Source organism: Alcanivorax sp. (assembly GCF_040118815.1).
Classification (GTDB): domain Bacteria; phylum Pseudomonadota; class Gammaproteobacteria; order Pseudomonadales; family Alcanivoracaceae; genus Alcanivorax.
In genome coordinates this window covers 227,114-240,581 of sequence record NZ_JBEDTC010000011.1, presented here as the reverse complement: position 1 = coordinate 240,581, position 13,468 = coordinate 227,114, and the positions used below count along the sequence as shown (strand labels likewise).

Here is a 13,468-nt window from a genome sequence, read left to right as displayed (position 1 = left end):
CCAGTCAGGCCAGCGCCTTGAAACCCCATCGGGCAGGGTTATTGCCTAGACCCGCTTTCAGAGTGCGCCGGCCTAACTGATGATTAAACCCTTCCAGCGCACGCTTGGCCGGGTCTGGGAGCAGGCGCAAGCCGAAACTGGCTGTGGTGATCGCTGTTTTCACCACCCTCACGGCGGCGGTGGCCGAAACGGTGCTGTGAATGTTCAGGTCATCGGCCACCCGGCCGCCAATCAGGTAACGACTAAACCCCAGCAGCACATCGTAGGAAAGATTAAACGGTGGCTTGCCAGACATGTCCTTGAGCAAGGCCTTGGCCAGGGATTCACTGTCCGGCGTGGGGTCATAGAGATGCGAGGTCAGCTGCAGGGCCATAACACTCTGTTCTTCCAGCGTGCTGGTCAGCAAAGCCTCGTTCACACCCAGCAAATACCCGGCATAACGCCAAAAGTAATGCATGGATTCATGCTCGCGCCGGGAAATCGGTAATCCAAGACGTTTGAGCCCCCGTACCACCATAAAATCAAATTCCAGCACGGTGCCGGCCATATCTTCCTGATTAATTGGCAGATCATGCTTCTCATTGTCCCAGCGCGGATTATTGGCAAGGAATTGCCGCACCGCAGCATGCAGGAGCCGGACCTCCATCAACGTGCGATGCCCCAGCCCACCCGGGCGGATGCCGTCGTCGCCTACGATGTTGTGCAGCATCTGCCCCGTTTCGTAGATACGCCGAGACACATCCTTTTGCAACCGACCTGTAGCAACCAGAACCTGGGAAGGTTTGTTGTGGGCGTAGCCTTCGACCAGGCTGGAACACATCAGCACCAGCCCCTGTAGCGCGCCATTACGGCGATACATGCGCCGCCCCAGCTCCATTTCCTCGAAATCCACCCAGCTCGGCACGGTATAGCAATGGTCCAGGAAGGCCTGAAAATCCCCGCCTTCCGATTCCGCCCGCCGCTCCACCTCATCAAGAAGCCCTGACGGCCGGGTAAATTTGATCTGGGCGGCACAACGATCCGCTAACGGGTCCTGCACCTGGCGCCAGGCATTCAACTTGTCGTGGGAATAACGGTCCCACCAAATGCGCTCCTGGGGGGACTGAGGGCCTTTTGCAAAACGGATTAATTCCTGTGGCGTTGCCATGCATACCTCATCTTTATTGTTTTATCCAGAACCCACGGGTTCTGGATAAAACTTAGGTCAGCAGGCGGTAGGGGTCAATACACTAAACAGCGGAATCTGTTACCCCCTCCAGCAACGTGTTGATAAGCCATCGAGGTGCATCCAGCGGAAGATCATGCCCCGCTTTCGCATGCATCTTAAGTGGCAGCTGCCAAGCGGCGGCCAATCGCCGGGAGCAGCTGGGGCTCACCAGACGGTCGCCCTCCCCGTTGATGATGATGACCGGGACAGAATCCGGCAGGGCTACCGGCGCCCTGAAACGTATGGCCGCCAGCAATTGACGCAGGCTGTTATTGAGCGAAACCGGCTGCGAGGCGGCATAGTCGGCCCATTGCCCGGCGAGCGTATGCAGGAAATCACGTTCACGCATGTTAGACGTGATTTCCAGGATAGCCGTCTCCTTACGGACCGTATTACGGCTGAAAACCGCCTCACGCAGCAGACGACGATAATTCATGGGCCGCAAGCGCTGCCAAAAAGGGCTGAAACGGCTGGCGCTGGTATTGATCAGGCCTGCAAACGCCACTTCATGGGGCGCCTGGCAAAGCCACTGCACCGCCATCATCGCCCCCAGCGACAACGCCACCACATGATAAGGGCCATGATGCCCTTGTTCGTGCAACTGCTCACGGGCATGGGCCACCATGGCCGCAATCCGTGTCGGGCTGCGTTCCTGCCAGAATTCACCATTGCCAGGCAGGTCCAGCGTAATAACCGTATCCTGCGGCACCGCCGCCTGAAATTGCGCCGGGAACCCCTCCCAATGCCGCTTTTCACGAACCAGGCCTCGCAATAACACCCAGGTTCTCGCCATTTGTTATCTCCTTGGGACAATGACCCGCTTTGCAATACGGGCTAGAATGCCACCGGCTTTCAGGATGGCAAATGGAGTTTCCTCGCGACTATGGCACGTAAAACGGTAAAACGGGTTAAAACAGGTTCTGTGGAGCGGCGCTTCTCAATGGCCAAAGCCGGCTTTCTGGCTGGTGCCAAGTATGCCACCGCCAGTGCCGGCACGCTGTTCACCGCAAAAGACAAGCGTGAAGACAGACGCAAGGAAATTTTGTCTGCCCGTGCTCAGGAACTGGTGGACGAGCTGGGCAGCCTAAAAGGCTCAGTGGTGAAAATTGGCCAGATGATGGCCCTGTTCGGTGAGCATTTCCTGCCAGAGGAAGTCACCACCGCCCTGCACACACTGGAAAACCAGACAACGGCTTTGGAGTGGCCAGCCATTGAGCGCCACCTCAAACGCCAGCTGGGCGAGGTCAAACTGGCGGAGCTGGATATCGAGCAGCACCCTCTGGGGGCTGCCTCGCTAGCTCAGGTTCACAAGGCCGTGCGCAAATCGGATGGCAAGGAATTGTGCCTGAAGATCCAGTACCCCGGAGTCGCTGACGCGATTGATTCCGACATGCGTGCGCTGGTGCGACTGCTCAAACTAAGCCGACTGGTGCCAATCACCGAACAATTCAACATGTGGCTCGATGAAGTGCGCGAGATGCTAAAGCGCGAGGTCGATTACGATCTTGAGGCTCATACCACCCGCCATTTCCGCGCCGCACTGGCCGATGATGCGCGTTTTGTGGTGCCGGAAATCGTCCCGGAATTCTCCACCCACAACATCATGTGCATGACCTTCGAGCGAGGCATTGGCGTCAATGACCCCGCCGTACTGGAACTCTCCCAGACCCGCCGTAATTTTATCGGCCGCGCCATCATGGAGCTGTGCTGCCGGGAAGTGTTCGAATGGAACAAGATGCAGACAGACCCGAATTTCGGCAATTACCTGCTGCGCATCGGGAAAACCCCGGAGCAGGATCAGATTGTGCTGCTGGATTTCGGTGCCATCCGTGATTTCGACAACGAGGTACTGGGTCCCGGCCGCGAGATGATTCGCGCCTCGTTTTACCATGATACGGATCGCCTGATCCGCGCGCTCAACGCCCTCGACTTCCTCGCGCGCAATGCCCCGCGCAAACTCCTTGAAGAATTCTCGGAGCTCTGCTTCGAAGCAGTGGAGGTTCTGCAGGACCCGGACCGCTACCCGCCACCCGCCTCCGTGCTGAATGAAAATGGCGAGTATTGCTGGGGCAAAAGTAACCTGCCGAACCGGATCATGAACCGTGCTGGTCGCAATGCCCTGTCAGTGCATTTTGACGTGCCGCCCAAGGAGTTCATTTTCCTGGCCCGTAAGCTGCTTGGTGCATACACTTTTTTGCATGTTATTGAGTCTGAAGTGCGTGGCAACACGATTCTTGAGCCCTTCATTCACATGCAAGAAGAGGACGACATCGCCCTTGTTGATCAAAAAACAATCAGCCCTGGCGGCTAATCCACAAGGTTCCCGGTCCTGAGTGGCCAAAACGCTCATTTATCGCCCGCTTATCGGTACGATAACCATTTGTCATTTGCCAAGCTGGTACGTGCACAATAAGGTTAGCATCCTGCTCATCGGCCGGTTCAGCTGAACCGGCCGGTTTTCGAGGCTTTCAGAGGTTTTGGGTTGCCAATATCCACCCTCCTGAACAGCCAATTATTTGCGAACCACAGACGGGGGTAACGCAGGTGATTATCGGTGTTCCCAAAGAAATCTGCCCTGGCGAGCAGCGCGTTGCTTTAACGCCTGCCAATGTCAGCGCACTGCTCAAAAAACAAGGTGTCGAGATCATCATCGAGCGCGGCGCCGGCGATATTGCCGGCTACCCGGACAGCACTTATGAAGCTGCCGGAGCCAAGCTGGTTGATCGCGATGAGGTGTTCTCTTCCGCTCAAGTTGTTCTGCAGGTGCAAACGCCCGGCAGCAACATCAAGAACGGTGACGAGGATCTGACTAAACTGAAGGAAGGCCAAATTCTGATCGGTATGACCGATCCGCTGGCCAACCCGCAATTTGCCCAGTCTCTGGCCGAGAAGAAAATCTCCGGCCTGGCGCTTGAGCTGGTACCGCGTATTACCCGCGCCCAGGCCATGGATGTCCTTTCCTCCATGGCAATGATTGCCGGTTATAAGTGCGTCCTGCTGGCCGCCACGGAGTCTGAGCGCATGTTCCCCATGAACATGACCGCTGCCGGCACCATGAAGCCGTCACGCGTACTCATCATGGGTGCAGGCGTTGCCGGGCTTCAGGCCTGTGCTACCGCCAAGCGCCTGGGTGCTGTCGTTGAAGCTTACGACGTACGCCCGGCTGCCCGTGAACAGATTCTGTCGGTTGGCGCCAAGCCGGTCGAACTGGATCTGGATACCGGTGAAGCTGAAGGTACTGGCGGTTATGCCAAGGCCCAAGGTGAAGATTTCCTTAAGCGTCAGCGTGAGCTAATGACCGAAGTGGTCAAGGAAATGGACGTCATCATCACCACCGCCGCCATCCCTGGCGCCAAGAGCCCCATTCTGGTTACCGAAGACATGGTGAAAGCCATGAAGCCCGGTTCCATTATCGTGGACTTGGCCGCAGAACGTGGTGGCAACTGTGATCTGACCGAATCCGGCAAAACTGTAGTGAAGCACGGCGTGACCATCATCGGTCCGGAAAACGTGCCCTCCACTGTCGCCTTCCATGCCAGCCAGATGTTCGGCAAGAACATGGAAAACTTGCTTAACTTGCTCATCGACGATGAAGGCAAGCTGCAGTTGGATTTCGAAGACGAAATCGTTGCCGAAACCGTGATCAGTCACGACGGCGATGTTCCCCAACCTCGTCTGCGCGATATTCTCGGCCTCCCTGCTCTGGCCAAACCTGAGCCGGAAGTTACCAAAGAAGCGCCCGACGCGGCTAGCAAGGAGGAAAAGTAATGGATCCTGTAGCCAATCTTACCTTGTTTGTGCTGGCGATCTTCCTCGGCGTGGAACTGATCACCAAAGTGCCGCCCACCCTGCACACCCCCTTGATGTCCGGTTCCAATGCGATTTCCGGCATCACGATTGTGGGTGCGCTGGTTGCCGCGGGCTCTCAAGGCAGCACGCTGGTTAGCGTGCTCGGTTTCATCGCGGTGGTACTGGCCACGATTAACGTGATTGGGGGCTTTATGGTCACCAATCGAATGCTGGCGATGTTCAAGAGGAAGTAAATCATGCACGTTTCTCAGAACTGGATTGATATCGCCTACTTGATTTCTGCCTGCCTGTTTGTGCTGGGCATCAAGGGGCTGACCAAGCCAAAGACTGCGGTACGCGGTAACCTGCTGGCGGCAGCCGGTATGGGTGTGGCTGCCGTGGTGACCTTGCTCAACGAGCGAATTGTTACCTATGAAGTGATCATTGCCGGCGTTGTTGTCGGTGGCCTGATTGGCGCTATTATGGCCAAGAAAGTCCAGATGACCTCCATGCCGCAAATGATCGCTCTGCTTAACGGCTTTGGTGGCGGCGCCTCCTTTGCTGTGGCTTCAGCTGAGTTTTTCAGCGCAACCAGCTCCCACGATACCGTGTCAATGATCGCCATTGGCGCAGCCGTATTGATCGGTGCCGTTACCCTGACCGGCTCTTTAGTCGCATTCGCGAAGCTGCAAGAGCTCATTGACGGCCAGCCCATGGGCTTCCCCGGCATGAAACTGGTGAATGCCATTTTGTTTGTCGGTTCCATCGTTGGCATCGGCTACCTGGTGGCTAACCCAGGCAATGAGATGGTGTTCTGGGGCTTGGTGGCTGCAGCCATGGTACTCGGCTTGTTCCTGGTGCTGCCCATTGGTGGCGCGGATATGCCGGTTGTGATCGCCCTGCTGAACTCTTACTCAGGTGTAGCCGCAGCGGCAGCCGGTTTCATCATGGGCAACAGCGCCCTGATCATCACCGGTTCCCTGGTAGGCGCATCGGGCCTGATCCTGACCAGCATCATGTGTAAAGCCATGAACCGCTCTCTCACCAATGTACTCTTTGGTGTAATGGCGGAAGCCGGCGAAGCCATGGACGCAGACGAAGTGTACGCAGGCAAGGTGAAGTCCACCTCCGCTGAAGAAGTGGCAATGATGCTGGAAACAGCACAACGCGTTGTCATCGTACCCGGGTTTGGTTTGGCGATGGCACAAGCGCAACATGCTGTCCGTGAAATGGCTGATACCCTCGAAGCTGCTGGCATCGAAGTGGAATACGCGATTCACCCGGTTGCTGGTCGTATGCCTGGGCACATGAACGTGCTGCTGGCTGAAGCCGAAGTGCCGTACGACAAGCTCAAGGATATGGATCAGATCAACCCAACCTTTGAGCAGACTGACGTGGCTATCGTTCTCGGTGCCAACGACGTAACCAACCCCATGGCCCGCGAAGACAAAGGTAGCCCGATTTACGGCATGCCGATCCTCAACGTGGACAAGGCCAAGACCGTGGTTGTGGTTAAACGCTCGCTGAGCGCCGGTTTCGCCGGCCTGCCCAACCCGCTGTTCGCGAAGGACAACACTCTGATGTTGTTTGGCGACGGCAAAGGTGCGGTGCTGGATATCACCACCGCCCTGAAAGAAGGCTGATCTACTGCCTTCGTGAAAAAGGAGCCTTCGGGCTCCTTTTTTTTTGGCTACCGTTTTACCGCATCACCGCCAACGCAACACACCTCACTACAAAAACGCCCTGCATTTTCACCTGATCACAAGACGCGTCTACGCCGATACAAGCATAAATTCGACATAGAGTATGAGGAAGCTGGAACGCGAAGGGCCGCCTGGCAACTGGGGCGCCATCAGCATCCGTTTCTATTCCCTCCCACTCATCCACTCTCTGTCGCGCATAAAAAAGCCCCGGCCTGTTCAGGCCGGGGCTTTTTATGACCCAGAAGACAGCTCTACTGAAGAGTGTAAACCACACCAACAGAGAACGTATGGTCCGTTTCTTTGGTGCCAGCAGGTGCTGACGAATCATTCTCAAGCAAATGGCGCAAACGCAACGCGAAACGAGAGTTGATCGCTGTGGTCAGAGAGGTCTCTGCCCGAGTGTCCGCTCCGTCGTCACCTACCTCAGTGGAGAAATCTTCTTTGAAGGTAGTGTTATCGCTTACCTTGAGTTCATATTTGATACCGATTCGCGCAATCGCATCTTCTTCGGCGTCATGGCAGCTCATGTACGTATCCTGGGGTTCCAAGCACTTTACGCGATAACCCGGACCGATCTCTGCATCCAGGGTTTGCAGATCCGAATCAATCCAGCGGCGGCCGACACCGATGGCATAACTGGCTTCGTAGTGATAACCCGAAAAATTATCTTTCTGGTAGGTCAGCACATTGAAGAGGTAGTTCTTGGCATCTTCGCCCAGCTTACGGTCTAACTTGTAGGACGCGAAGTAGTTCTCATCCGTACGGTTGTACTCTTCCGTATCCGGATCTTCTTCCTTCTCGTTATTGGCATCCGCCTTGAAGGTATGACGCCACAAAGCGCTATCTCGCGCCATGTTTACATTAGCGTTAGTCGAGTCGGAATTCGTGTTGCCGCGCTTGAACAGTAGCCCGACACCAATATCACCGGACCACTTTGAAACTTCACTACCTTCATCAGTCGCTGTTTCTTCTGCAGCTACTGAAACCGCCGGAAGACCGGCGGCTAGCAGCATGGCAGCGATTGTCTTACTGCGCATGAATCACTCCTTAATCGTTTTTGTCGAGATGCACATCCATCTGCGGGAAGGGAATACCAATCCCGGCTTCGTCAAAGCGGCGCTTCACCGTTTCCGTTGTCTCCCACAGTACCGGCCAGTAATCGGCGCTGTTCACCCAGGGGCGACACAGGAAGTTAACAGAGCTGTCGGCCAGCTCACCCACCACGATGGTTGGGGCTGGATCCTTCAGAACGCGCTCATCGGCCGCCAGCACGTCCTCCAGCACCTTCTTCACAACGGAAAGGTCCGCATCGTAAGCAACGCCGAAGACCATATCTACCCGGCGAGTCGGTTTCTCGGAATAGTTGACGATGCTGTCGGCCATGATCGCCCCATTAGGGACAGTAATAACCTTGTTATCCGGGCTGTTCATGATGGTGGCGAAAATCCGGATTTCCTTCACGGTGCCGGATGTTCCGCCCGCCTCCACGTAATGCCCCACGCGGAACGGTTTGAACATGATCAACATAACGCCAGCAGCGAAATTACCCAGAGAGTCTTTCAATGCCAGGCCAACCGCCAAACCGGCAGCACCCAGAATAGCTACAAGAGAGGTCGTCTCAATGCCGAGCTGGTCCAGAGACGCAATCACCACAAAGACAAACATCAATATATGAACAATGCGGCCCAAGAACGTAGCAACAGTTTCGTCCATGCGCTTATTCAGCAGCTTTTTCACCCAGCCACTCAGGCGGGCCACGATCCAGCTACCAACAATGAAAATAATCAGTGCGGCAGCAATGCTCCAGGCATAGGGCACCAGATTTTCATTGGCAAAGGTTTCTAGTTGGGTCAGATATTGATCCATTAAACGTACTCCTCATCCTGTGAGCGCGAATTATGCCCGTTCTCTCGGCAAGCCCAAGTTAAAGTGCTGCCGCCACGCGGGATTTTACAAAGATTTCATCAGCGGCCAGACCGGAAAGCCCCGCCTTCCAGGTGCCTGACCAGTTGCAATCATGAAACCTAATGAGGCAGATGGCCAGTCCGACACCACCAGCAAACCTGTTTTATAGCGCTTTTCCACGGAAATGGCAGCTGACATTGGGTATCTGCGCCCTGCCCCGCTATAATGCACGCCCCAATTTCCCGCCTTTGCCGGAGCTATCGATGTCACAGAACCCGCGCGCGCAACTTACTGCCCAACTCCAGGAACGCATTCTGATTCTTGATGGCGGCATGGGCACCATGATTCAGCGCTGCAAGTTCAGTGAAGAGGAGTTTCGCGGCACCCAGTTCGCCGATTGGCCCAGTGACCTGAAAGGCAACAACGACCTGCTCAGCATGACGCAACCCGAGCGGATCAAGGCGCTGCACAAGGGCTATCTGGACGCGGGCGCGGATATCATTGAGACCAATTCGTTCAATTCCACGTCCATCGCCATGGCCGACTACGACATGCAGGACCTGGCCCGGGATATCAATGTCGCCGCTGCCCGTGTCGCCCGGGAGGCCGCCGACGAAGCCTCCACGCCGGACAAGCCCCGCTACGTGGCCGGGGTACTCGGCCCCACCAACCGCACCGCCAGTATCAGCCCGGACGTGAATGATCCCGGTTACCGCAACACGAACTTCGATGCTCTGGTAAACGCCTATCTGGAGGCCCTGGACGGCTTGGTAGAAGGCGGCATCGACATGGTGCTGATCGAAACCATTTTCGACACATTGAACGCCAAGGCGGCGGTGTTTGCGGTGGACCAGTACTGCTACGAGAACAATCTCGACTTGCCGGTAATGGTGTCTGGCACCATCACCGATGCCTCCGGCCGCACGCTCACCGGCCAGACCACCGAAGCGTTCTACAACTCTCTGCGTCACGCCCGCCCGATCAGCTTTGGCCTGAACTGTGCGCTGGGCCCTATGGAGCTGCGTCCGTACATCGAAGAGCTGTCGCGCATTTCCGAGACCTATGTGTCCGCTCACCCCAACGCCGGGCTGCCCAACGAAATGGGCGAATATGACCTGGATCCGTCCACCATGGCGAAAGAGGTGCGCGCCTGGGCAGAGAAAGGCTTCCTGAACATTATCGGCGGTTGCTGCGGGACCACCCCAGAGCACATCGCGGCCATGGCTGAAGCCGTGGAAGGCCTGGCTCCACGCCAACTTCCTGAAATCGAAGTGGCCTGCCGCCTGTCTGGCCTGGAACCCTGCACCATCACCAAGGACTCCTTGTTCGTGAATGTGGGCGAACGGACCAATGTGACCGGCTCCAAGCGGTTCCTGCGCCTGATCAAGGAAGAAGACTACGATACCGCACTGGAAGTGGCCCGCGACCAGGTGGAGAACGGCGCCCAGATCATCGATATCAACATGGATGAGGGGATGCTGGAATCCGCCGAGTGCATGGTGAAGTTCCTCAATCTGGTGGCATCCGAACCGGAAATCTCCAAAGTGCCGATCATGATCGACTCCTCCAAGTGGGAAGTGATCGAAGCCGGGCTGAAATGCATCCAGGGCAAGGGGGTGGTGAATTCTATCTCCATGAAGGAAGGCGAAGCTGCCTTCCTTCACCAGGCACGTCTACTGCGCCGCTACGGTGCCGCCGTGATCGTCATGGCCTTTGACGAGGAAGGCCAGGCGGACACCCGTGAGCGCAAGGTGGAAATCTGTACCCGTGCCTATAAATTGCTCACTACAGAAGTAGGCTTTCCCCCCGAAGATATTATTTTTGACCCCAACATCTTCGCCATTGCCACCGGCATCGAAGAGCACAACAACTACGCCGTGGATTTCATCGAAGCGGTAGGCGACATCAAGCGCACCCTGCCCCACGCCATGATCTCCGGTGGGGTCTCCAATGTGAGTTTCTCATTTCGGGGCAATGACACGGTTCGTGAAGCCATCCACGCGGTCTTCCTCTATTACGCCATCAAAAACGGCATGGACATGGGCATCGTTAACCCCACCATGCTGGCCATTTATGCGGATATTCCCGACGAACTGCGCAATGCCGTGGAAGATGTGGTGCTCAACCGCAATGAAGACGGCACCGAAGTGCTGCTGGATCTGGCCGAGAAATACCGTGGCAGCGTCGGCGAAAAAGCCAAGAAGGAAGACCTGGCTTGGCGAGAATGGGAGGTAGAAAAGCGCCTTGAGCATGCTCTGGTGAAAGGCGTTGCCGACTACGTGGAAGAAGACACCGAGCTGGCCCGCCAGAATGCGGCCCGCCCGCTTCATGTCATCGAAGGCCCGTTGATGGACGGCATGAACGTGGTCGGGGACCTGTTTGGCGAAGGCAAGATGTTCCTGCCCCAGGTGGTCAAGTCCGCTCGGGTAATGAAGAAGGCGGTGGCCTACTTGATGCCCTACATGGAGAAGGAAAAAGAAGAGCTCGGCACCCAGGATGAAGCTAACGGCAAAATTCTGATGGCCACGGTGAAAGGCGACGTGCACGACATTGGCAAGAACATTGTCGGCGTAGTCCTGCAATGTAACGGCTATGACGTGGTGGACCTGGGCGTCATGGTGCCCTGCGACAAGATCCTCGAGGTAGCCAAAGAGGAAAAGGTCGACATCATCGGCCTGTCCGGGCTGATCACCCCTTCGCTGGAAGAAATGGTCCATGTAGCCAGCGAAATGCAGCGCCTGGAAATGGACCTGCCATTGATGATTGGTGGTGCCACCACCAGCCGTATTCATACGGCGGTGAAGATCGATCCGGCCTATAATGAGGCTGTGGTCCACGTGGCCGATGCCTCTCGTGCGGTCGGTGTAGCTTCCAAGCTGCTGTCCAAGACCGCCAAGGCCGACTACGTGGCTGAAATCAAGGAAACCTACGAGGCGTTGCGCGTACGCCGCAAGCAGCAGCAGGTAGATCGCAGCCTGATTTCCATCGATCAGGCTCGAGAGCACCGCTTCCAGCCCGACTGGAGTGATTACACGCCACCGGAGCCCAAGGTGAAAGGCCTGAAGGTACTGGACGATTACCCGCTGGACGATCTGGTGCAGCGTATCGACTGGACCCCCTTCTTCCGCGCCTGGGAGCTGGCCGGCAAATTCCCCAAGATCCTCGACGATGAAGTAGTCGGCACAGAAGCCACCAAGCTCTACCGGGATGCCCGGGACATGCTTGAGAAAATCGTTGAAGAAAAGTGGCTAACCGCCCGTGGTGTAATAGGTTTCTGGCCTGCAAACTCGGATATGGACGACATTCAGCTGTATCGTAATCCGGGTGACCAGGAGTCCTTCATGACTCTCCACCACCTGCGCCAGCAGCTGGACCGGAGCAAGAACGCCAAGCCGGATTTCTGTCTGAGTGACTTCATTGCCCCCAAGGAAACCGGACTCACCGACTGGCTGGGTGGCTTTGCGGTCACCGCCGGCATTGGTATCGACGAGCATGTGGCCCGCTTCGAGGCCGATCATGACGACTATTCCGCCATCATGCTCAAGGCACTGGCGGACCGGCTGGCGGAAGCTTTTGCCGAGCGCCTGCATGAAAAAGTCCGCAAGGACTACTGGGGTTACGCCAACGATGAAGCGCTGAGCAATCAGGATATGATCAGTGAAAAATACCGGGGCATCCGCCCAGCACCCGGCTACCCGGCGTGCCCGGACCATACCGAGAAAGCCCTGCTGTGGCAGTTGCTAGACCCGGAAACCCATGCTGGCATGACCCTGACCGAAAGCTACGCCATGCTGCCCACCGCCGCGGTATCCGGCTGGTACTTCTCACACCCGGAAGCCAAGTATTTCGGTACCGGCAAACTGGCGAAGGACCAGATGGACGACTACGCCGGGCGCAAAGGCATGACACGCAAGGAAATCGAGCGCATGGTGCCTCATCTTCTGGGTTACATGGACGAGAACTAGGCTCAAATCATTCAATGCTAAAAACGCGGGAACAGGATGGCCGACAAAGTCTCCGTTTCCGCATTGAGCGCTTAACTCGCGTCCTCAGCCGGAAGCTCAAAACGCGATTCCCACTCGCTGGCGTCAATCACTTCGCGGTAGGCGTGCCAGGTGGCATAGCCAAGCACCGGGAGTAGCACCACCAACGCCAGGTAGCCCGTTAGCAGCCCGACCAACAGGCAAATGCCAATCAGGCAGGCCCAAACAAACAATGCCGGCTTGTTACGTAACACCGCGTTGGTGCTGGTAATGACTCCGGTCACCATATCGGTCTTGCGATCCATGATCATGGGCAGCGAAAACGCACTGACTGTAAAGACAATGGCGCAGAACAGCGCACCCACACTACTGCCCACCCCGAAAAACAACAGCACATTGTCCATATGCCATTCGTTTACCGGGTAAAAGATATAAATGAGGTTCGCTGCCCGGGCCCACACCAAGAACACCACCACCAGAATCACCGTAAAGGTAAGCGCGTCCCCCATACAGGCGCGAGCCTGGCGTAAACTTTCGGACAGGCTGGGCACCCGCCCTTGTTGTAACTGAATGCTGATATCGTAGAGATTGAGCGCCAATAGCGGCCCAAGAAAAACAAAGCCGGAAAGCAGCCCCAGGTACAGCCCCATGTTACCGAACCACCAGGCCGCAGCACTGATCAGATAGCTAATAGCGACCATGATGCCGCCATACACCAGGCTTGGGCCCGGCGCCGCCTTGAAATCGTGCCAGCCCTTGCGCAACCAGCGCAGCGGCGCACGGGTATCTATCGTGTGGCACGGCGCCACGAACGGGCGAGTATCTTCTTCCTGATCCGGTGGTTGCGCCATGGAACCTGCCTCTGTGCGACAAGAGCAACA

At 56.5% G+C, this 13,468-nt stretch carries 11 protein-coding genes; 5 read left to right on the top strand and 6 right to left on the bottom strand.

Translation table 11 applies throughout. From position 1 onward, the window contains the following. Positions 1–4 precede the first annotated feature (4 nt). Both ABNH18_RS08485 and ABNH18_RS08480 read right to left on the bottom strand, forming a co-directional pair. Positions 5–1,147, bottom strand: a complete 1,143-nt coding sequence (locus ABNH18_RS08485) for an oxygenase MpaB family protein (RefSeq protein WP_349382403.1) — start codon at positions 1,145–1,147, stop codon at positions 5–7. An 82-nt stretch (positions 1,148–1,229) separates the two neighbouring features. Then, positions 1,230–2,000, bottom strand: coding sequence for an alpha/beta fold hydrolase (locus ABNH18_RS08480; RefSeq protein WP_349382402.1), 771 nt, complete (start codon positions 1,998–2,000; stop codon positions 1,230–1,232). A 90-nt stretch (positions 2,001–2,090) separates the two neighbouring features. On the opposite strand from ABNH18_RS08480, the gene ABNH18_RS08475 reads away from it, so the two are divergent. The 4 genes from ABNH18_RS08475 to ABNH18_RS08460 all read left to right on the top strand — a co-directional run bounded on the left by ABNH18_RS08475 (position 2,091) and on the right by ABNH18_RS08460 (position 6,639). Next, positions 2,091–3,518 carry an ABC1 kinase family protein gene (locus tag ABNH18_RS08475; protein ID WP_349382401.1) on the top strand — a complete coding sequence of 476 codons (1,428 nt, stop codon included), beginning with the start codon at positions 2,091–2,093 and terminating at the stop codon, positions 3,516–3,518. Between the two features lie 233 nt (positions 3,519–3,751). Next, positions 3,752–4,975, top strand: a complete 1,224-nt coding sequence (locus ABNH18_RS08470) for a Re/Si-specific NAD(P)(+) transhydrogenase subunit alpha (RefSeq protein ID WP_349382400.1) — start codon at positions 3,752–3,754, stop codon at positions 4,973–4,975. Continuing rightward, positions 4,975–5,250, top strand: a complete 276-nt coding sequence (locus tag ABNH18_RS08465) for an NAD(P) transhydrogenase subunit alpha part 2 (protein WP_349382399.1) — start codon at positions 4,975–4,977, stop codon at positions 5,248–5,250. The genes ABNH18_RS08470 and ABNH18_RS08465 overlap by 1 nt, the downstream gene beginning before the upstream one ends. A gap of 3 nt (positions 5,251–5,253) precedes the next feature. Continuing rightward, positions 5,254–6,639 (top strand): NAD(P)(+) transhydrogenase (Re/Si-specific) subunit beta, encoded by a 1,386-nt coding sequence (locus ABNH18_RS08460; RefSeq protein ID WP_349382398.1) that lies wholly within the window; start codon positions 5,254–5,256, stop codon positions 6,637–6,639. A 311-nt stretch (positions 6,640–6,950) separates the two neighbouring features. Here ABNH18_RS08460 and ABNH18_RS08455 read toward each other — a convergent pair whose 3' ends face one another. The 3 genes from ABNH18_RS08455 to ABNH18_RS08445 all read right to left on the bottom strand — a co-directional run bounded on the left by ABNH18_RS08455 (position 6,951) and on the right by ABNH18_RS08445 (position 8,802). Then, on the bottom strand, positions 6,951–7,736 hold the full coding sequence (locus ABNH18_RS08455; protein WP_349382397.1) for a DUF481 domain-containing protein: 786 nt from the start codon (positions 7,734–7,736) through the stop codon (positions 6,951–6,953). A gap of 10 nt (positions 7,737–7,746) precedes the next feature. Continuing rightward, on the bottom strand, positions 7,747–8,565 hold the full coding sequence (locus tag ABNH18_RS08450; protein WP_349382396.1) for a mechanosensitive ion channel family protein: 819 nt from the start codon (positions 8,563–8,565) through the stop codon (positions 7,747–7,749). Between the two features lie 84 nt (positions 8,566–8,649). Beyond that, complete coding sequence (locus tag ABNH18_RS08445; RefSeq protein WP_349382395.1) at positions 8,650–8,802, bottom strand: hypothetical protein; 153 nt, start codon at positions 8,800–8,802, stop codon at positions 8,650–8,652. A 65-nt stretch (positions 8,803–8,867) separates the two neighbouring features. On the opposite strand from ABNH18_RS08445, the gene metH reads away from it, so the two are divergent. Next, entirely contained in the window at positions 8,868–12,569 is a 3,702-nt protein-coding gene (gene metH / locus ABNH18_RS08440; protein WP_349382394.1) for a methionine synthase, read from the top strand. Positions 12,570–12,640: 71 nt separating this feature from the next. Here metH and ABNH18_RS08435 read toward each other — a convergent pair whose 3' ends face one another. Continuing rightward, on the bottom strand, positions 12,641–13,438 hold the full coding sequence (locus tag ABNH18_RS08435) for a DUF2189 domain-containing protein (RefSeq protein WP_349382393.1): 798 nt from the start codon (positions 13,436–13,438) through the stop codon (positions 12,641–12,643). Between the last annotated feature and the right edge of the window lie 30 nt (positions 13,439–13,468).

Bases quoted from the DNA above. Each gene is read 5' to 3' on its own strand.
- ABNH18_RS08485 (WP_349382403.1), bottom strand. From the start codon at position 1,147: ATGGCAACGCCACAGGAATTAATCCGTTTTGCAAAAGGCCCTCAGTCC.
- ABNH18_RS08480 (WP_349382402.1), bottom strand. From the start codon at position 2,000: ATGGCGAGAACCTGGGTGTTATTGCGAGGCCTGGTTCGTGAAAAGCGG.
- ABNH18_RS08475 (WP_349382401.1), top strand. From the start codon at position 2,091: ATGGCACGTAAAACGGTAAAACGGGTTAAAACAGGTTCTGTGGAGCGG.
- ABNH18_RS08465 (WP_349382399.1), top strand. From the start codon at position 4,975: ATGGATCCTGTAGCCAATCTTACCTTGTTTGTGCTGGCGATCTTCCTC.
- ABNH18_RS08460 (WP_349382398.1), top strand. From the start codon at position 5,254: ATGCACGTTTCTCAGAACTGGATTGATATCGCCTACTTGATTTCTGCC.
- ABNH18_RS08455 (WP_349382397.1), bottom strand. From the start codon at position 7,736: ATGCGCAGTAAGACAATCGCTGCCATGCTGCTAGCCGCCGGTCTTCCG.
- ABNH18_RS08450 (WP_349382396.1), bottom strand. From the start codon at position 8,565: ATGGATCAATATCTGACCCAACTAGAAACCTTTGCCAATGAAAATCTG.
- ABNH18_RS08445 (WP_349382395.1), bottom strand. From the start codon at position 8,802: ATGTCAGCTGCCATTTCCGTGGAAAAGCGCTATAAAACAGGTTTGCTG.
- metH (WP_349382394.1), top strand. From the start codon at position 8,868: ATGTCACAGAACCCGCGCGCGCAACTTACTGCCCAACTCCAGGAACGC.
- ABNH18_RS08435 (WP_349382393.1), bottom strand. From the start codon at position 13,438: ATGGCGCAACCACCGGATCAGGAAGAAGATACTCGCCCGTTCGTGGCG.